19 protein-coding genes are annotated in these 18249 nt (G+C 39.5%); 14 read left to right on the plus strand and 5 right to left on the minus strand.

What is annotated here, in order from left to right; genetic code table 11:
• Positions 1-5 precede the first annotated feature (5 nt).
• The 5 genes from P278_RS00770 to P278_RS00790 all read right to left on the minus strand — a co-directional run bounded on the left by P278_RS00770 (position 6) and on the right by P278_RS00790 (position 9552).
• Complete coding sequence (locus P278_RS00770) at positions 6-3164, minus strand: SusC/RagA family TonB-linked outer membrane protein (protein WP_038260762.1); 3159 nt, start codon at positions 3162-3164, stop codon at positions 6-8.
• A 566-nt stretch (positions 3165-3730) separates the two neighbouring features.
• Positions 3731-4234: a lipid-binding protein gene (locus P278_RS00775; protein WP_038260765.1), complete on the minus strand. Its 504-nt coding sequence runs from the start codon at positions 4232-4234 to the stop codon at positions 3731-3733.
• 14 nt (positions 4235-4248) lie between these two features.
• Positions 4249-4896 (minus strand): immunoglobulin-like domain-containing protein, encoded by a 648-nt coding sequence (locus P278_RS00780; RefSeq protein WP_055725795.1) that lies wholly within the window; start codon positions 4894-4896, stop codon positions 4249-4251.
• A gap of 21 nt (positions 4897-4917) precedes the next feature.
• Complete coding sequence (locus P278_RS00785; protein WP_038260768.1) at positions 4918-6381, minus strand: SusD/RagB family nutrient-binding outer membrane lipoprotein; 1464 nt, start codon at positions 6379-6381, stop codon at positions 4918-4920.
• Positions 6382-6405: 24 nt separating this feature from the next.
• Positions 6406-9552, minus strand: coding sequence for a SusC/RagA family TonB-linked outer membrane protein (locus tag P278_RS00790; RefSeq protein WP_038260771.1), 3147 nt, complete (start codon positions 9550-9552; stop codon positions 6406-6408).
• A gap of 478 nt (positions 9553-10030) precedes the next feature.
• Here P278_RS00790 and rpsL point away from each other — a divergent pair, with 478 nt between their 5' ends.
• The 14 genes from rpsL to rpsQ all read left to right on the plus strand — a co-directional run bounded on the left by rpsL (position 10031) and on the right by rpsQ (position 18248).
• Positions 10031-10411: a 30S ribosomal protein S12 gene (gene rpsL, locus P278_RS00795; RefSeq protein WP_038260773.1), complete on the plus strand. Its 381-nt coding sequence runs from the start codon at positions 10031-10033 to the stop codon at positions 10409-10411.
• A gap of 20 nt (positions 10412-10431) precedes the next feature.
• Positions 10432-10908 (plus strand): 30S ribosomal protein S7, encoded by a 477-nt coding sequence (gene rpsG / locus P278_RS00800; protein ID WP_038260775.1) that lies wholly within the window; start codon positions 10432-10434, stop codon positions 10906-10908.
• An 18-nt stretch (positions 10909-10926) separates the two neighbouring features.
• Positions 10927-13053 (plus strand): elongation factor G, encoded by a 2127-nt coding sequence (fusA, locus tag P278_RS00805; RefSeq protein ID WP_038260777.1) that lies wholly within the window; start codon positions 10927-10929, stop codon positions 13051-13053.
• Between the two features lie 11 nt (positions 13054-13064).
• A complete protein-coding gene (gene rpsJ / locus P278_RS00810; protein ID WP_007094989.1) occupies positions 13065-13370 on the plus strand; it encodes a 30S ribosomal protein S10 in 306 nt (101 codons plus the stop codon).
• Between the two features lie 144 nt (positions 13371-13514).
• A complete protein-coding gene (gene rplC, locus P278_RS00815) occupies positions 13515-14132 on the plus strand; it encodes a 50S ribosomal protein L3 (protein ID WP_038260780.1) in 618 nt (205 codons plus the stop codon).
• Positions 14132-14761: a 50S ribosomal protein L4 gene (gene rplD / locus P278_RS00820; RefSeq protein ID WP_038260782.1), complete on the plus strand. Its 630-nt coding sequence runs from the start codon at positions 14132-14134 to the stop codon at positions 14759-14761. The genes rplC and rplD overlap by 1 nt, the downstream gene beginning before the upstream one ends.
• Positions 14762-14769: 8 nt before the next feature.
• Positions 14770-15060, plus strand: coding sequence for a 50S ribosomal protein L23 (gene rplW / locus P278_RS00825; RefSeq protein ID WP_038260785.1), 291 nt, complete (start codon positions 14770-14772; stop codon positions 15058-15060).
• A 13-nt stretch (positions 15061-15073) separates the two neighbouring features.
• Complete coding sequence (gene rplB, locus P278_RS00830) at positions 15074-15898, plus strand: 50S ribosomal protein L2 (RefSeq protein WP_038260788.1); 825 nt, start codon at positions 15074-15076, stop codon at positions 15896-15898.
• Positions 15899-15910: 12 nt separating this feature from the next.
• On the plus strand, positions 15911-16189 hold the full coding sequence (gene rpsS / locus P278_RS00835) for a 30S ribosomal protein S19 (protein WP_038260791.1): 279 nt from the start codon (positions 15911-15913) through the stop codon (positions 16187-16189).
• Between the two features lie 9 nt (positions 16190-16198).
• A complete protein-coding gene (gene rplV, locus P278_RS00840) occupies positions 16199-16606 on the plus strand; it encodes a 50S ribosomal protein L22 (protein ID WP_038260794.1) in 408 nt (135 codons plus the stop codon).
• 8 nt (positions 16607-16614) lie between these two features.
• Positions 16615-17325 carry a 30S ribosomal protein S3 gene (gene rpsC, locus P278_RS00845; RefSeq protein ID WP_038260797.1) on the plus strand — a complete coding sequence of 237 codons (711 nt, stop codon included), beginning with the start codon at positions 16615-16617 and terminating at the stop codon, positions 17323-17325.
• Positions 17326-17344: 19 nt separating this feature from the next.
• Entirely contained in the window at positions 17345-17764 is a 420-nt protein-coding gene (gene rplP / locus P278_RS00850; RefSeq protein WP_038260800.1) for a 50S ribosomal protein L16, read from the plus strand.
• A gap of 17 nt (positions 17765-17781) precedes the next feature.
• Positions 17782-17973 (plus strand): 50S ribosomal protein L29, encoded by a 192-nt coding sequence (gene rpmC, locus P278_RS00855; protein ID WP_038261763.1) that lies wholly within the window; start codon positions 17782-17784, stop codon positions 17971-17973.
• A gap of 17 nt (positions 17974-17990) precedes the next feature.
• Complete coding sequence (rpsQ, locus tag P278_RS00860) at positions 17991-18248, plus strand: 30S ribosomal protein S17 (protein WP_038260803.1); 258 nt, start codon at positions 17991-17993, stop codon at positions 18246-18248.
• Position 18249 lies beyond the last annotated feature (1 nt).

Below are 18249 nucleotides of genomic sequence, written 5' to 3' on the forward strand. Positions count from 1 at the left end.
TTATGTTAGAAAGTTAATTTTACGTTCACACCGAAACTTCTGGTGTTCGGCAACTGCCCACCTTCTGTCCAGTTTACACCGTTTCTGGTTTCTATCTCTGAAGGATCTAGACCTGGGATAGCAGAATCTATTAACCATACATTGTTAGCAAATACCCCTAAATTAACATCAGAGAAAGGAGTTTTCTCGATAAAGGCACTTGGAATAGAGTAGTCTAAACGTAAAGTTCTAAGTTTTACATAAGATGCGTCGTATAACCATCTTTCGTGAAGAGCGAATAAACGTCCCCAGTATGTCTGAGCTTCAACATAATATGAAGCAGGCTCCCCTGTGGTAACGTCAGCACCTTCGATCAAGATACCACCTGAATCAGCTCCAGCATCTGCAGCTGGTGTGTACCACCATCCACCAGAACCTACGATCTCATCCCTAACCGGGTTACCCAATGAGTTGTTTCCAACAGTTTCAGCACCTAAACCAGAGTAGTTGTTAAACATTCTCGTAACTGAGAATACTTTACCACCTTTCTGGAAGTCAAAGCTAAATTGAAAGCTAAAGTTTTTATAACGTAATGTACCGAATGCACCTCCGGTAAAGTCTGGTAATACATTACCTAAATATTGGTTGGTATCGTATTGAGGACTACCTGTACTAGATAGAAGGATTCTACCCTGGTCGTCTCTTTGGTATGCTCTACCGTAAATGGCTCCCCATTCTTCTCCAACTCTTTCTTGTAACTGAATTCCTCTCCAAGTTGAAGATAAAACGTTTACATCAACTCCGTCAGCAATTTTGTTTACATAACGATTTAAAGTTGCAATGTTGAATGACATATCCCAAGAAAAGTTCTCTGTACGAACCGGAGTCACGTTTAATGCAACTTCGATACCTTTATAGAACTGCTCTCCCTGGTTATCTCTTGTAGAGGTGTAACCAGTAGAACCGTCAAGAGAAATCGGCACTGGTAATTCACTATCTGTTTTTTCGAAATAAGTGAAGTCTAAACCGATTCTGTTGCTGAAGAATTGTACTTCACCACCAAGTTCCATCTCTTCTCTTACACCACCTGCTAAGAATGGATTCGGGTAAGAAGATCTTGTTGATAATGCACCATAACTACCATAAGGAGTTCCTACTGCAAATGTTTCTGAATTTGCATAAACACCAGGGAAGTTAGGAGCCTGAGCAAGACTCGCTCTTAATTTACCAAATGTTAAAACGTTGTTTTCAGGTAATAGTTTACTGAAGATAAAACTCGCCGAACCTCCATAAGTTTCAACTCTGTTGTCTTCTTCGTAAGCAGTAGACTGCCAGTCTAAACGAGCAGAACCGTCTAGGTAAAGGATACCATCAAATAAACCTAAAGATGCTTTTGTGAAAATGGATTTTCTTTGAGACTGAGATCTGTAGCTTGATACATTTGGTCTGTCGACAGATGTGTTTAAGCTGTAAAAACCTTCAGTAGTTAATCCACCTACTGAGTTCGCATTGATGCTCTTGTAGTTAAACGTACCGATCTCGAAACCAGCACTGGCAGAAAGGTCGATGGCATCGGTAAGATCAGTATCGTAGTTAGCGATACCGAAAATTTCATCTAAGCTATCTGTGCTTTCGCTTTCAGAATAACCTTCAACGTTTAATCCTCCAAAACCAGTTCTGTTATTAGACTCATAAGTGTTCATTGATCTTCTTACTTCCACTGAAGCATTGAAGTCGTCTGTAAATTCATATGACATCCCGATTTTACTAAAGAATGCATTTTTATCCTGGAAGTTTAAGTTTTCATATACTTCGAAGAAAGGAGAATCCCAAAAAAGAGGTCTGGTGTTGGTAGGACTATTGATGTTCCAAGAAACGAATTCACCATTTCTTTTATAATCTCTCAATCTGTCGATATCCAACTGACGTTGCCACCACTGGTTAAAGTTTGAGCCAAGGTTACCATACCCATTATCAGGGAAGTTCTTGGTTTGTCTTAACTGATAGTTCACGTTTGTAAAAGCAGTTAACTTTTCAGTAATATCAAAGGTAGCATTTACGGTACCTTGAATAGTGTTTCTGTCTGAGTTTGGAGAAACACTCTTTCTGTCGATGTTCTGGATCGATGCTCTAATTGAATAATCTTCACCACCTTTAGCAAATGTTAAAGAAGTGTTGTTCACAGAACCAGTCTGGTAAAAATCTTTAACATTGCTTCCGTTTGGAGAGAAAGGTCTAAGTTTACCAAATTCAGGATCACCTACAATCCATGAATCCCAGTGACGAACCATTTGTCCATCCATTCTTGGACCCCAGCTTTCATCAGCATAATACTCTACCATTTGCTGACCGTCGAAAGAAGCCCAGCTTGCAGGGTGTTGTGAAGGGTCATAGGTAAATGTGTTAAAGTCCTGGCTGTAACCACCACCGTACTCATTCTGGTAGTCAGGTAATAGGTAAACGTTTTCAATCGTTGAACTGTGGTTTACTGTAACTGAACTTACGCCTTCTTTGGCCTGTTTTGTAGTAATGATGATTACACCATTGATACCTTGAGGTCCGTAAAGTGCCGTTGCAGCTGCACCTTTTAACACAGACATTTCTTCGATGTCATCAGTGTTAATGTCTGAAGATGCATTTACTTTAATACCATCAACGATATAAAGTACATTTGAATTACCTCTTAATCTAATTTGAGAGTTACCAAAACCTGTACTTGGAGCACCAACAAACTGAACACCGGCAACTTTACCTGCTAAGGCGTTACTAATGTCTGTTTCTCTGGTTTGTACCAGGTCATCACCTTTAACGGATTGTTGAGCGAAACCAATACTTTGACTTTCTCTTTTAATACCTAAGGCTGTTACTACAATTCCTTCCAGTTCTTCTGCAGCAACTTCTAACTGTACATTAATAGTGCTGGAAGCACCTACTGATCTTTCTGTCGTTTTCATTCCGACATAAGAGAATACCAATACTTCTCCTGTAGACGCAGTAATTGAATAATTTCCATCGAAGTCTGTCTGAGTACCATTAGAAGTACCTTTGACTAGGATGTTAACGCCAGGTAACGGAAGACCGTCTTGATCTGTAATGTTACCTGAGATCGTTTTTTCTTGTGCAAGAACGACCTGCACCGCTAACGCTAGGAATAGCGTTAGTAATCCACTAAACTTTGTTCTCATTTGTAAAATTATTTGAATTAGTCGATGCCAAAAGTGGTAAAATGTTGTTAAAAATCCAACTTTTTTTTCTTAAATCTGTTAATTACATCTTAAAATGAAGCTAAATCTGTGTTTTTTTCAGACATGTTTGTAGTCTGTATCTGACTTTTGTGTAAAATGCTTTCTGTTTGGAGATTATTAATTTTTTTATTGAGGTTAGGGGGAAGGTTACAAGCGTCGGTTGCCTTTTTTTAGTTAAGTGTTTGAAAATGAGATGTTAATAGGGTTTTGGTGAAGGCGTTCTTTTTTTTGGGGTTGTATTTGCTGTTCTGTTGATGAGGTTAACTGATTAATTATGATTGAATTGTTATTTTAATTTTAATAAAACTTTAAATTTTAGCAATAATTCAACCACTGAATCGTGGGCGACTGGTCTGTTTTTGGTAACGGTTTTTGAGCAATTTGGGCTCGATCTTAGTGGGTTATTCCGATAGGTTATTTTGTGCAGAAGTTATAACGGGATGTTGGTGTAAATTGAAAAAGCCATTCGGATTGCGAATGGCTTTTAAATCGTTCGTCAGATGATTTTAATGTTCGTCTTCCAGGAAACCGGATCTTTTGTGTCCTGCGAATTGATATACAGTACCGGGGTCCCAGTCAAATTCGGCTTCAAAATAAATGCTGTCAACTACAGTTCCTGTGGCTGATCCTCGTCCGCCATTTTTAATGATTTTTCCATTACTCACGGTGACGGTTCCACCAGTAATGAGTTCTGGTGCATTTTCAGGACCAGAGAACACCAGGTCATCCAGGTCGGCTTGAACGGTAGTTTTAATTTCGAAAAATGCTCCATGGTCATCAATCCAGAAATTCTCATCATTAGCAGCCGTATTGGAGGTGGTGTATAAGACATATCCTCCGCCGTAGGCAATCGACCCGTCAGGGAAGTATCCTATGATGAACCAATCACCGTTAAAGTCTTTGGTTACGGCTTCGAAATTATCATAATCCTCATACCCTTCGTCATCATTACATGAAATCCAGAGCGTGGAGGTGACTATTGTGATTGCTATAAAAAGAAACTTTTTCATGACTCTATTGATCTTTATTGTTTGTTAAATTCTATGCCAAAAACTCCAAATCCACCGACTCTCATGTTCCATCCTATGGTAGCATCGTCTATGATGAAAGCGCTTGTTTGCGGATCGGTATATTCATCTGCAATTACACTTCCAAAAACAGAAGACTGTTCAGGGATTACTAATGTGGTGCCGTTTACTTGTCCAAAGACAACAGCAATACCATTAGGCGGGAAGGCGTCAGTTATATTGTAAAAGCCATCGGCAACTTTCGTGACTTCTGCGGCTCTGTCCGGATTATTACTTCTCCAATAGGTGCCGCTTAGATCGGTGTTTAACACATCATCGATTGATGAGGTTACGATCACGTTTCTGGTCGTGGTTGCTGAAAATCCATCCGAGTTGGTCGCTGAGTATTCAAGAATATAAAATCCTTCGGTGTTTGGGTCTACCGAACCGGTTACGGATACAGGGATTTCATTTTCGCCTTCATTTGCAATTACCCCGGGATCCGTAAAACCGGATCCTAATTCCGTAATTATGTAAGGTCCGTCAATAACCTCGAAGGTGGGATAATAGGTAATGTTAGACTTGATAGGCGACTTTTCTGAGCATGATAAAGCAATAATCCCAACGGTTATTAGAGTTATTATTTGTTTCATATAAATCTTCATGACTTCTGTTTTTAAATAGCTTTATTCTTGTTTTTGATCCCACCATGCTTTCTCCAATAATGAAGATTTCTGAACCAAATTAGGGTTCCTGGTAACCTCACTATCTGGGTAAAACATTGAGTTAGGCGTTTGTGTTCCCGGAAGTATTGAGTTTATTGACGAAATAAGATTTCCTATACTATAGTCTTGAGCTCCAGGAGCTACAGTTTCGGGGTACTTAGTGCGTTTAACTTCGAAAAAGGCTTCAATGTTGTTGATGTAGGCGAGGGAGGCCCACTTTTGAACCATTACCTGTCTGACTGCAGTTTCGATGTCTCCACTCGCAACATATTCGTAATCTCCGCCGGCAGCAATGAAAGGTTGAGCATCGGCCGGACTGAGTCCGTATGTCATAAATGACATTTCGATCCCGGTATTATATTTAGCGTCTGCTCCACTTCCTCCTGAATATCTAATCAGGGCTTCAGCCTGTAAAAAGTTGCTTTCTGCGACAGTCATGAAGTAAACAGGAGTTTGAGGTTCTATGTTAGGTCTTGAAAAGTCTTGTGCCTGATCGTTGACAAAAGATTCCCGATCGCCCTGATCCAGTCCTCTGAAGGCTGCACCATTGTTTAATCTGTATACGGAACTGATCCTTGGGTCTGAATGAATCAGGTAAAACTGCATCAAAGAATTACTGGCAACATTGTTAACGTCTCCGAGTCGGTCTATTTGTACGTCATAAAAAGGATGACTCTTATTAATCTCTCCATCGTATGCTGCAAACATAGCGTCGGAGGTTAAAAAGTTGTCGTCTGCTAATAAGGAGTTAACCGCTGAAGGGTTGGCGCTTGAGGTGTATGCCATTCTTAAATGTAATTTTAACAGAAGGGTGTTGGCGAATTGAATCCAACTATCCATATCAGCCTCATAAATTGCGTCTTGTTGGCCAACGGTCGATTCAACAGGATTGTTCAGGTAGTTGGACTTGGCGCTGTTGATCTCAGAGATTAGACTTTGGTATATGGATTCTCCTGCGTCAGGACTTGGTGTAATATTGTCATTTCCTTGCAAGGCTTCTGTATAAGGTACATCTCCAAATAGGTCTGTTAAGACCTGGAAGGTGTAGGCTCTTAAAACAGTCGCAATTAAGACGGAACCTGTTTCGCCTTCTTCTCTGGAAGCATTAATAACGTAGTTTAAGTCATTTAGGCAACCTGCATATAACTCTGACCATAGTCTGTTCGCATAGTCGGTATTTATATTATAGGTGTCTATATTTAGATATTGACTTGCACTCGGTGCCTGCGTGTGATATTGGGCAAAGAAGCCGCCCAGGTTCGTAAGGTCTCCGCCCATTATGGTGGCTAATGAACCTTCAGCTGCCGTAAGGATGTATCTTTTATCAACTTCAGCAGGTGTGTTAGGATTGGTGTTAATGTCTAACTCATCTTTACAAGATACCACCAGAACGAAGAAAAATAATATTTTTAATAATGTTTTCATTTTTATCAATTTTATAATTCTTTATTAGAAGCTAGCTTTTAAAGTGACTCCAATACTCCTTGTACTTGGGTTGGCACTGAATTCTCCAAACTGGCTATTAAGGTCGGTACCGAAGGTAGAGACCTCTGGATCTATATATTGATTACTCTTAGGAGTAAATAATAATAAGTTTCTTCCAACTATGATAATGGATAGCTGGTCTAGTGGGGTTCTTTCGATAACCTTGGCCGGGAATCTATAGCCAAGGGTAACTTCACGCAACTTGATAAATGATTTTTCTATCACATTCTCTCTATCGAGGGCTGTTGCTCTGTAGTAATCGTCCATATGTTCAGTATCTACTGCGATGTCATTTTCCACATAGGTGCCATCCTCAAGTTGTCTCACTGATCCAGGAACGATAAAAGGTTGTCTGTCGTTGATGACCGTGGTAATAGAGTTCCCTGTAAACCTTGTGATTTCTGCCGTTCTTGAATACATGAGTCCTCCTTCACGAATGTCGAAGGTAAATCCAAATGATAAACCTTTGTATGAGAATTCATTTGATATACCTAACGTATAGTCGTATTGGGTGTCTCCGTAGACTTCTTTAACGGAGGAGGCAATTGGAACACCATTATTGTCTACAACGATATTTCCGTTAGGGTCTCTTAATGGAACGCTACCTTCCAGTAGCGCTAATGGTTCTCCTTCTTTAGCTATAAGTGAGGTGGTGCTAAGCCCTCCCAGAGCTACCTGATCGATACGTTCATCTAAGGTTTCCAGGATGGCGTCGTTAGTACCGTAGTTGAAGGTAGTTGTCCAGTTAAACCCGTCTATGTTTTTGAAAAAATCTATTCGCAATAAGGCTTCAATACCTTTATTGGAGATGGTACCGATATTTGCGGTTTGATTGGTATAACCGGAAGATGGAGACAGTGGAAGGCTTAAGATCTGATTTTCCACTTTCGCATCGTAGTAGGTAAAGTCTATTCCGATTCTGTTTTTAAAGAACTCTAATTCCGCTCCGATTTCAAACTCTTTTCTTCGTTCAGGTTCAAGGTTTGGATTTTCGGCTCTGTTACCTACCTCAAAAGCATTCAGGCCGCCGGTTGCGAACTGTAGTGTTCTAAAACCCTGGTTGTCTATAGAGCCTGCAACAAATACCGGTAGTATTTGGTATGGGCCTGTGTCAACACCTGTTTCTCCGTAACCAGCCCTTATTTTACCGTAGCTGAATATTTTTTTCAAGGGTTCGAAAGTTCTTGTAAAAACCCAACTGGTATTGATACCTCCGTAAAAGACAGATCTGTTTTCCTCGGGAAGGGTTGAGTACCAGTCATTTCTTGCGTTCACTGTTAAATATAACATATCCATGAAAGAAAGACTTGTACTATTGTAAAGTCCTGCCAATCGCCTTTTGCTTATTGTGGAGTTTACTACGGGCGAGCTCGCTGAGTTTGTAAAGCCGTAAAATCCTGGGATGTCCTGAGAAGATACTGTTGCACTAGAGCTGTTAATGTATCGTTCGTTGTAGTTGAATCCTATGGTTGATTGAAGGTTTAGATCTTCGGTCAGATCGAGATCTATATTATATAGGATATCGTGATTAATTTGTTTTACGAAATTAATGGTTTCACCGTATGAACCTGGTTGTTCTGTACTGGATCCATCATTTGGACTTCCTGGTTCTGCATCGATAATAGGAGTCCAGATTTTTAGATAATCACTGTACTGGTCGAGACCTAATCGGTATGTGAATCTTGACCAATCGTTAAAATCTACGCTAACATCCAGTGACCCGTATATTCTTTCCTTTTTATAATCACTTCCGTTTTCATTTAAACTGAAGTAAGGGTTTGTAATTCCGTAAGGGGTGTAGTAATTGGAAACGTTGTTAAAAGGGTCGTTAATATAATCTTTGAATTCCGTGATATCAAAATCGGTAGGAATTTGCATTAGGTCGTTATAAACGGAAGATGTTTGTCCGGTAGCAACTGCACTACCGTCGGTGCTTACATAATTAAGCGTACCTCCAAAAGTTAAGTAGTCTACCTGTGACTGAAACCCTAAGGAAAGTGTGTTTCTTTCGAAGGCATCCGCTTCTGTAGGGTATATACCGTCGCTGGTAGAATTGGAAAATGATATTCTACCGGTGGTACTTCCTTTACCCCCGGAAACTGCAACGTTCGTTATGAGGGAGTTTCCGATATCGAAGAAATTTCGTAATTGATCTTCCTGGAATTTATATGGTTTTATTTTTTGGGCATTGTCAACGATATTCCCCCAGGGAATTACACGGCCGTCAAATCTTGGACCCCAGGAACCGTTTTCTATAAGGAAATGTTGCCCGTCCCAACCCTGACCAAAATCTTCCTGGTATTTAGGGGCTCTAAGCATATCTGAAAAGAAGACACTCGTTGAAAAATCTACTTTAAGCTTGTCTGCTTCACCGCGTTTGGTGGTTATAATGATAACCCCATTTGCTGCCCTTGAACCATATAGAGCTGTACCGGATGCACCTTTTAATACGGTGATGGATTCAATGTCTTCGGGGTTGATATCCCCTGAGCCTCGTCCGAAGTCGAACCCTCCATTAAGGTCGTTAGAAAAGTTTGTGTTATCATTGATAGGAGCGCCATCTACAATATATAGTGGCTGGTTTGATCCTCCCAGGGTACTAAAACCTCTTATAATAACACCTGAGGATGAACCTGGATCGGTAGAAGCGTTTGAGATAACCACACCTGCTACTTTTCCTTTCAGAGCGTTTGAAATGTCGGTTTGAGAACCTTCAGTGATTTCTTCCGAGTTAACGGTTGTGGTGGCAGATCCTACGGAGGATTTTTCTCTTCGGATACCCAGGGCGGTAACTACGACTCCTTCGAGTTCTTCTGCTTCGGCGAGTAGTTGGACGTTCATTTGGTTGGAGGCTCCAACTGTTTGTTCGACGGTCGTTAAGCCTACATAGGAGAAGACCAGAACTTGACCTACGTTAGCATTAATTGTGTAATTACCATCGAAATCGGTTTGCGTACCGGTGGTAGTTCCTTTAATCAAAACATTAACACCAGGTAAGGGTGATCCGAAATCATCGGTAACAGTACCGGTGATGGTTTTTTCTTGCGCAAAGGAGATATATGTCATGCATGAAATGATCAGCAATATAACTTTGCTTAATTTTGTTCCCATGATTTAATAATTTGATTTCTAACTATAAAAATCAGGATTATTCTTTATATTTATCGCTTTTTTATTGTTAATGTTTTAATAAATTAACATAATAAATGTTAATATGTTAAATGCAATGTTAGAAAATTAAATATATTCAATTTCAATATCCTTTTTTTGAGTGGTTTGGTGCTTGTGTTTGCTTTTTAATTATGTTTTTTTATTGTAAATAGTTGTCTTTCAGGGTTTATGTTGTTTTTGAATGTTGTTGAGAAGGTGTTCGAAGAGATTTTTTTGTGTTTTCAAGGTGGTTTTTGGTTCAGCGATGCGCTGTTTTGGGTAATAATTGATTGAGGTGCTTCGGTTTCGCGATTCACGTGAAAAGGAACTTTATTGAAAATTAATGTTTTAGGATTTGAATTGTTGGAAAATATTTCTACCTTTGCCACCCTCTAAAAAGAGGCTTTTAACAATTTAAACAATTTTTGTAAAGTAAATTATGCCAACAATTTCACAATTAGTACGAAAAGGAAGGGCCAAGATTACTAAGAAGAGTAAATCGGTTGCTTTGGATTCGTGTCCTCAAAGAAGAGGGGTTTGTACGCGTGTTTACACCACTACACCTAAGAAGCCTAACTCAGCTATGCGTAAAGTAGCAAGGGTTCGTCTTACAAATGGTAATGAGGTGAATGCATACATCCCTGGAGAAGGTCACAACCTCCAAGAGCACTCGATAGTATTAGTAAGAGGCGGAAGGGTTAAAGACTTACCAGGTGTTAGGTATCACATTGTTCGTGGTGCTTTAGATACAGCTGGTGTAGAAGGTAGAACGCAACGTAGATCAAAATACGGTGCAAAACGCCCAAAAGACAAAAAGTAATAACCTTTTAAGAACAAGACATGAGAAAAAGACAGGCGAAAAAAAGACCTCTTTTACCAGATCCAAGGTTTAACGATCAATTAGTGACTCGTTTTGTGAATAACCTAATGTGGGATGGAAAGAAGTCTGTAGCGTTCAAGGTTTTTTATGATGCGATTGATATCGTTGATCAGAAAAAACAAGATGATGAAAAAACTGCTTTAGAGTTATGGAAGGATGCTTTATCTAATGTGATGCCTCACGTAGAAGTACGTAGTCGTCGTGTTGGGGGTGCTACTTTTCAGATTCCTATGCAGATCAGACCAGATAGAAAAGTTTCTATGGCTATGAAATGGTTGATTGGTTATGCGCGTAAGCGTAACGAGAAGTCAATGGCTCAGAGATTAGCTTCAGAAATCCTTGCTGCTGCTAAGGAGGAAGGTGCTGCAGTTAAGAAAAGAGTTGATACTCATAAAATGGCAGAAGCGAATAAAGCATTCTCTCACTTTAGATTTTAACATCACAACTAGAATAAAATGGCAAGAGATTTAAAATATACAAGAAATATAGGTATCGCTGCTCACATTGATGCTGGTAAAACAACAACGACGGAGCGTATCTTATTCTATACAGGGGTTTCTCATAAAATTGGAGAGGTGCACGATGGTGCTTCTACTATGGACTGGATGGAGCAAGAGGCTGAAAGAGGTATTACGATTACTTCTGCGGCTACAACTTGTGAGTGGCAGTTTCCAATGGAGAATGGTAAGCCGACTGCGGATGCAAATGCATACCGTTTCAATATTATAGATACTCCAGGACACGTTGACTTTACTGTAGAGGTAAACCGTTCATTGCGTGTACTTGACGGGTTGGTTTTCTTATTTAGTGCGGTTGATGGTGTTGAGCCTCAGTCAGAAACTAACTGGAGATTAGCTGACAACTATAAGGTGCCTCGTATGGGGTTTGTTAATAAGATGGATCGTCAAGGTTCTGATTTCTTGAATGTGTGTAAGCAGGTTCGTGAGATGTTAGGTTCTAAGGCGGTGCCAATCGTGTTACCTATCGGTGATGAAGCAGATTTTAAAGGTATTGTTGACCTTGTTAAGAACAGAGCGGTTGTTTGGCATGAAGATAACTTCGGTTCTACCTTTGATGTGGTTGAGATTCCTGCTGAAATGAAAGATGAGGTTCATCAGTATAGAGCGGAGCTTATAGAGGCTGTTGCTGAATATGATGAGTCTTTGATGGAGAAGTTCTTTGAAGATGAGAGTTCAATAACTGAAGATGAGATTCACGCTGCTTTAAGAGCTGCTGTAATGGACCTTAGTATAATACCTATGGTTTGTGGGTCTTCATTTAAGAATAAAGGGGTGCAGTTCTTATTAGACTGTGTTTGTAGATATTTGCCTTCTCCATTGGATAAGGATGATATCGTAGGTACAAACCCTGATACGGATGAGCAAATTACAAGAAAGCCGGATCCTAAGGCTCCGTTTTCTGCGTTAGCATTTAAAATTGCTACCGATCCTTTCGTGGGTAGATTAGCATTCTTCCGTGCGTATTCAGGTCACTTGGATGCAGGTTCGTATGTGTTGAACACGCGTTCAGGTAAAAAAGAGCGTATTTCCCGTATTTATCAGATGCACTCTAACAAGCAGAATGCTATCGATTTTATCGAAGCAGGAGATATTGGTGCAGCTGTAGGGTTTAAAGATATTAAGACTGGTGATACTTTGTCAGATGAGAAGAATCCTATCGTATTAGAAAGTATGGACTTCCCTGATCCGGTAATTGGTATTGCTGTTGAGCCAAAGACTAAAGCAGATGTTGATAAGTTAGGTGTTGCTTTGGCTAAATTGGCTGAAGAGGATCCAACTTTCCAGGTTAAAACTGATGAAGCTTCAGGTCAGACCATTATTTCTGGTATGGGTGAGCTTCACTTAGATATTATTGTTGATCGTCTTAGACGTGAGTTTAAGGTAGAAGTTAATCAAGGTCAGCCTCAGGTTGAGTACAAAGAAGCTATTACTAATTCTGCAGATCATAGAGAGGTTTATAAGAAGCAATCTGGTGGTCGTGGTAAATTTGCTGATATTGTATTTACAATGGAACCTGCTGAAGAAGGTAAAATTGGTCTTGAGTTTGTGAACACTATCAAAGGTGGTAATATTCCTAAAGAATATGTTCCATCTGTAGAAAAAGGTTTCAAAGAGGCTATGAAAAATGGTCCTTTAGCTGGATTCGAGATGGATGCTATGAAGGTTACTCTTAAGGACGGTTCTTTCCACCCGGTGGATTCAGATTCACTTTCATTCGAATTGGCTGCTAAAATGGGTTACAAAGCTGCTGCTAAAGCTGCACGTGCTGTACTTATGGAGCCAATCATGAAATTGGAGGTGTTAACTCCAGAGGAAAACATGGGTGATATTGTAGGTGACCTTAACCGTCGTCGTGGTCAGGTGAATAGTATGGGTGACCGTGCGGGAGCTAAGGTTATTAAGGCAGAGGTGCCGTTATCGGAAATGTTCGGATATGTTACTTCATTAAGAACATTGTCTTCTGGTAGAGCAACTTCAACAATGGAATTTTCTCACTACGCGGAGACTCCTTCAAATATAGCTGAAGAAGTGATTAAGAATGCTAAAGGAGTTAACGCTTAATTATTAGAAAGATGAGTCAAAAAATCAGAATTAAATTAAAATCATACGATCATAATTTAGTAGATAAGTCTGCTGAGAAGATTGTAAAGACAGTGAAAACTACTGGAGCGGTTGTTACGGGGCCAATTCCTTTACCAACTCATAAAAAGATCTTTACTGTGTTGCGTTCTCCTCACGTAAACAAAAAATCTAGAGAGCAGTTTCAGTTGAGCTCTTATAAAAGATTATTAGATATCTACAGTTCGTCTTCAAAAACTATCGATGCTCTTATGAAGTTAGAGCTTCCTAGTGGAGTTGAGGTAGAGATCAAGGTGTGATAATACATAAGACGATTTAAAGAATCGTTTACATGTCCTGAGCTTTGTGCAAGGGAAAAACGGAGAAAAAATGGATTTCAGGGTTGATCGTATTTTTTTCAGCCCTGAAGTTTTGTAAATAAGTAATATTAATAAATAATAATTATGTCTGGGTTAATTGGTAAGAAAATTGGTATGACCAGTATCTTCGACGAAAACGGTAAAAACTTACCGTGTACAGTAATTGAAGCTGGTCCATGCGTAGTTACCCAAGTCAGAACCAAAGAGGTTGACGGGTATGAAGCTCTTCAGCTTGGTTTCGATGACAAGGCAGAAAAACGTGCTAACAAGGCCGAGTTAGGTCATGCTAAAAAAGCAGGTGTTTCTCCTAAGAAAGCAGTTGTTGAATTCCAAGATTTTGAAGGCGATTATAAATTAGGTGATACCGTAACGGTAGAGAACTTTGTAGAAGGAGAGTTTGTTGACGTATCAGGTACGTCAAAAGGTAAAGGATTCCAAGGTGTTGTTAAGAGACATGGTTTTGCTGGTGTAGGACAAGCTACTCACGGTCAGCATAACCGTCTTAGAGCTCCTGGTTCTATTGGTGCAGCTTCTTATCCTGCGAGAGTATTCAAAGGAATGAGAATGGCTGGAAGAATGGGTGGAGAAAAAGTAACAGTTCAAAACCTGAAGGTATTGAAAGTAGTTCCAGAAAAGAACCTTATCGTTGTTAAAGGTTGTGTTCCTGGGCATAAAAACAGTTATGTAATCATTCAGAAGTAATGGAAGTAGCAGTATTAGATATAAACGGAAAAGAAACCGGAAGAAAAGTAACACTTTCTGATTCGGTTTTTGGTGTAGAGCCTAACAATCATGCTATTTACTTAGATGTTAAGCGTTACTTGGCTAATCAACGTCAGGGAACTCACAAGTCTAAAGAAAGAGCTGAGATAGCAGGAAGTACTCGTAAGATAAAGAAGCAAAAAGGTACAGGTACTGCGAGAGCAGGTAGTATCAAGTCTCCTGTATTTGTAGGTGGAGGTAGAATTTTTGGACCAAGACCAAAAGATTATACACAAAAATTAAATAAGAACGTAAAAAGATTAGCTCGTAAATCTGCGCTTACTTTGAAAGCAAAAGAGCAATCTGTAATCGTTTTAGAAGATTTTAATTTCGACGCTCCTAAGACTAAAAATTTCACTAACGTTTTGAATGCTTTGGGGTTAGCCGGTAAAAAATCATTGTTTGTGTTGGGTGATACAAATAATAATGTATATTTGTCGTCACGCAATTTAAAGAGCTCTGAAGTTGTAACTAGCTCAGAATTAAGTACTTACAAGATTGTTAACGCTAACAGTATAGTGCTTTTAGAGGGTTCTTTAGAAGGAATTGAGTCGAACTTAAGTAAATAAGAAGCCAAATGAGTGTGTTGATTAAACCAATTATTACGGAAAAAGTGACCGCTGATAGCGAATTGAATAATCGTTATGGTTTCATCGTTAACCCAAAAGCTAACAAGCTTCAGATTAAAGAAGCTGTTGAGAGTACTTATGGGGTGACTGTTGAAAAAGTTCGTACTATGAATTACGGTCCTGAAAGAAAAACACGTTACACAAAAACTGGAATTCAGCATGGGAAGACCAATGCTATAAAGAAGGCGATTGTTCAAGTAGCGGAAGGAGATACTATTGATTTATATAGTAATATTTAAGAAAGACTAAGAAATGTCAGTAAGAAAATTAAAGCCAGTTACTCCTGGTCAGCGTTTTAGAGTAGTTAACGGTTATGATGCTGTTACTACTGATAAGCCGGAGAAGAGTTTACTCGCTCCGATAAAAAAATCAGGGGGTAGAAACAACAGAGGTAAAATGACCATGCGTTATTTAGGAGGTGGTCATAAAAGAAAGTATCGTGTGATTGACTTTAAAAGAGCTAAAACAGGTGTTGAGGCTACTGTAGAGTCTATTCAGTACGATCCTAACAGAACTGCATTTATTGCATTGGTGCAATATACAGATGGTGAGAAATCATACATCATTGCTCCAAACGGTTTGCAAGTTGGTCAAACTGTAGTTTCCGGTGCTGGGTCAGCTCCGGAGATCGGTAATGCTATGCCGTTGAGAAATATGCCGCTTGGTACGATTATTTCTTGTATCGAGTTACGTCCTGGTCAAGGTGCTGTAATGGCGCGTTCAGCTGGTGCGTTTGCTCAGTTGATGGCACGTGAAGGTAAGTATGCAGTGGTTAAGTTGCCATCTGGTGAAACCAGATTGGTGTTAGCAGACTGTATGGCTACTATTGGTGCTGTATCTAACTCTGATCATCAATTGTTAGTATCTGGTAAAGCAGGTAGAAGCAGATGGTTAGGTAGAAGACCGAGAACTAGACCGGTTGTAATGAACCCTGTAGATCACCCAATGGGTGGTGGTGAAGGTAGAGCTTCAGGAGGTCACCCAAGATCTAGAAAAGGTTTACCAGCTAAAGGTTATAGAACTCGTTCTAAGACAAAGGCTAGTAACAAGTATATCGTAGAACGTAGAAAGAAATAAAAGTATTAAGAGATGGCACGTTCATTAAAAAAAGGACCTTTTGTTCACTATAGTTTAGAGAAGAAGGTTCAAGCTAATATAGAGTCTGGAAAGAAAACGGTCATTAAAACATGGTCTAGAGCGTCTATGATTACGCCGGACTTTGTTGGTCAAACCATAGCGGTTCACAATGGTCGTCAGTTTGTTCCTGTATATGTAACAGAGAACATGGTAGGACATAAGTTAGGAGAATTTTCACCAACAAGATCTTATAGAGGTCATGCTGGTGCAAAAAATAAAGGAAAAAAATAATAGGAGGCTATGGGAGTTCGTAAAAGAGAAAGAGCAGAGCAAATTAAAGATGCTAAGAAGAATTTAGCTTTTGCTAAGTTGAATAACTGCCCGACTTCACCTCGAAAAATGCGTTTAGTTGCGGATTTAGTAAGAGGTCAGAAAGTTGAAAAAGCACTTGCTATTTTGAAGTTTAGCCAGAAGGAAGCTGCAGGTCGTTTAGAGAAGTTATTGCTATCGGCTATTGCAAACTGGCAGGCTAAGAACGAAGATGCTAGTCTTGAAGACGCAGATCTAATCGTTCAGGAGATCAAAGTTGATGGTGGTAGTATGTTGAAAAGACTTCGTACTGCACCTCAGGGTAGAGCACACAGAATTAGAAAACGTTCTAATCACGTAACTATCGTGCTTGGAGCTAATAATAACACGCAAAGTTAAGGTAGACAATGGGACAAAAAACAAATCCAATAGGAAATCGCCTTGGTGTCATTAGAGGATGGGAATCTAACTGGTACGGAGGTAACGACTACGGCGATAAATTAGCCGAAGACGATAAGATTAGAAAGTATATCCATGCTCGTTTATCTAAAGCTAGCGTATCACGTGTAATCATAGAGCGTACTCTTAAACTTGTAACCGTTACTATCACCACCGCTCGTCCTGGTATCATTATTGGTAAAGGCGGACAGGAGGTAGACAAGCTAAAAGAGGAGCTTAAGAAAATTACTAACAAAGAAGTTCAGATCAATATCTTTGAGATCAAGAGACCAGAGCTTGATGCCAACCTGGTTGCTGCGAGTATCGCTCGTCAGATCGAAAACAGGATTTCTTACAGACGTGCAATCAAAATGGCTATTGCAGCGGCTATGAGAATGAATGCTGAAGGTATTAAAATTCAAATCTCAGGACGATTGAATGGTGCTGAAATGGCAAGATCTGAGGCTTATAAAGAAGGTAGAATTCCTTTGTCTACATTTAGAGCAGATATTGATTATGCTCTAGAGGAAGCTCACACTACTTATGGTAGATTGGGTGTTAAGGTGTGGATTATGAAAGGCGAGGTTTACGGTAAGAGAGAACTTTCACCGTTAACAGGTTTATCTAAGAAACAAGGAGGTAAAGGTTCTGGGAACAAGAAGTCTCGTCGTAGAAAGTAATTTTTTAAAGTAAAGAAAAATGTTACAACCAAAAAGAACAAAATACCGTAAGCAGCAGAAAGGCCGCATGAAAGGTAATTCTCAAAGAGGACATCAGCTTTCAAATGGTATGTTTGGTATAAAGTCTTTAGATTCAAAATTCATTACTTCTCGTCAGATCGAAGCAGCGCGTATTGCAGCTACTCGTTACATGAAAAGAGAAGGTCAGTTGTGGATTAAAATCTTCCCGGACAAGCCAATTACTAAAAAGCCTCTCGAGGTGCGTATGGGTAAAGGTAAAGGTGCTCCAGAATATTGGGCAGCAGTTGTGAAACCAGGTCGAATTATGTTCGAAGTTGGAGGTGTTCCTATGGATGTTGCTAAAGAAGCATTACGTTTAGCAGCTCAAAAGCTTCCTGTAAGAACTAAATTCGTTGTAGCAAGAGATTACTCAGCTTAATTAATTGAAAGATGATTATGAAACAGTCGGAAATTAAAGAATTGTCTGTTGCTGAGCTACAAGAAAAGCTTGGTGAGTTTAAAAAACAGTATGCAGATTTAAAATTGGCTCACGCTGTTACTCCGCTTGAGAATCCACTTCAGTTAAGAGGTGCGAGAAGAACAGTAGCGAGGTTAGCGACAGAGCTTACTAAAAGAGAATTACAATAATTCGATTCTGCTTTAAGATGGAAAAAAGAAGTTTAAGAAAAGAAAGAGTAGGGGTTGTTACAAGTAACAAGATGGAGAAATCTATCGTTGTTTCTGAGGTAAAACGAGTTAAACACCCTATGTACGGTAAGTTCGTGTTGAAAACTAAGAAATATGTTGCGCACGACGAAAAGAACGATTGCAACATTGGTGATACAGTTAAAATAATGGAGACACGTCCATTGAGTAAAACCAAGTGTTGGAGATTAGTTGAAATCATTGAAAGAGCTAAATAAA

It is taken from the genome of Zhouia amylolytica AD3, assembly GCF_000511935.2.
Taxonomy (GTDB): domain Bacteria; phylum Bacteroidota; class Bacteroidia; order Flavobacteriales; family Flavobacteriaceae; genus Zhouia; species Zhouia amylolytica.

Excerpts from the sequence above, each read along its gene's own strand:
- rpsC (WP_038260797.1), top strand. The coding sequence starts at position 16,615 with ATGGGACAAAAAACAAATCCAATAGGAAATCGCCTTGGTGTCATTAGA.
- rpsL (WP_038260773.1), top strand. The coding sequence starts at position 10,031 with ATGCCAACAATTTCACAATTAGTACGAAAAGGAAGGGCCAAGATTACT.
- rpsG (WP_038260775.1), top strand. The coding sequence starts at position 10,432 with ATGAGAAAAAGACAGGCGAAAAAAAGACCTCTTTTACCAGATCCAAGG.
- P278_RS00775 (WP_038260765.1), bottom strand. The coding sequence starts at position 4,234 with ATGAAAAAGTTTCTTTTTATAGCAATCACAATAGTCACCTCCACGCTC.
- P278_RS00790 (WP_038260771.1), bottom strand. The coding sequence starts at position 9,552 with ATGGGAACAAAATTAAGCAAAGTTATATTGCTGATCATTTCATGCATG.
- rplC (WP_038260780.1), top strand. The coding sequence starts at position 13,515 with ATGTCTGGGTTAATTGGTAAGAAAATTGGTATGACCAGTATCTTCGAC.
- rpsJ (WP_007094989.1), top strand. The coding sequence starts at position 13,065 with ATGAGTCAAAAAATCAGAATTAAATTAAAATCATACGATCATAATTTA.
- rplB (WP_038260788.1), top strand. The coding sequence starts at position 15,074 with ATGTCAGTAAGAAAATTAAAGCCAGTTACTCCTGGTCAGCGTTTTAGA.
- P278_RS00780 (WP_055725795.1), bottom strand. The coding sequence starts at position 4,896 with ATGAAGATTTATATGAAACAAATAATAACTCTAATAACCGTTGGGATT.
- rpsQ (WP_038260803.1), top strand. The coding sequence starts at position 17,991 with ATGGAAAAAAGAAGTTTAAGAAAAGAAAGAGTAGGGGTTGTTACAAGT.
- rplW (WP_038260785.1), top strand. The coding sequence starts at position 14,770 with ATGAGTGTGTTGATTAAACCAATTATTACGGAAAAAGTGACCGCTGAT.
- P278_RS00785 (WP_038260768.1), bottom strand. The coding sequence starts at position 6,381 with ATGAAAACATTATTAAAAATATTATTTTTCTTCGTTCTGGTGGTATCT.
- rplD (WP_038260782.1), top strand. The coding sequence starts at position 14,132 with ATGGAAGTAGCAGTATTAGATATAAACGGAAAAGAAACCGGAAGAAAA.
- rpsS (WP_038260791.1), top strand. The coding sequence starts at position 15,911 with ATGGCACGTTCATTAAAAAAAGGACCTTTTGTTCACTATAGTTTAGAG.
- P278_RS00770 (WP_038260762.1), bottom strand. The coding sequence starts at position 3,164 with ATGAGAACAAAGTTTAGTGGATTACTAACGCTATTCCTAGCGTTAGCG.
- rplP (WP_038260800.1), top strand. The coding sequence starts at position 17,345 with ATGTTACAACCAAAAAGAACAAAATACCGTAAGCAGCAGAAAGGCCGC.
- fusA (WP_038260777.1), top strand. The coding sequence starts at position 10,927 with ATGGCAAGAGATTTAAAATATACAAGAAATATAGGTATCGCTGCTCAC.
- rpmC (WP_038261763.1), top strand. The coding sequence starts at position 17,782 with ATGAAACAGTCGGAAATTAAAGAATTGTCTGTTGCTGAGCTACAAGAA.
- rplV (WP_038260794.1), top strand. The coding sequence starts at position 16,199 with ATGGGAGTTCGTAAAAGAGAAAGAGCAGAGCAAATTAAAGATGCTAAG.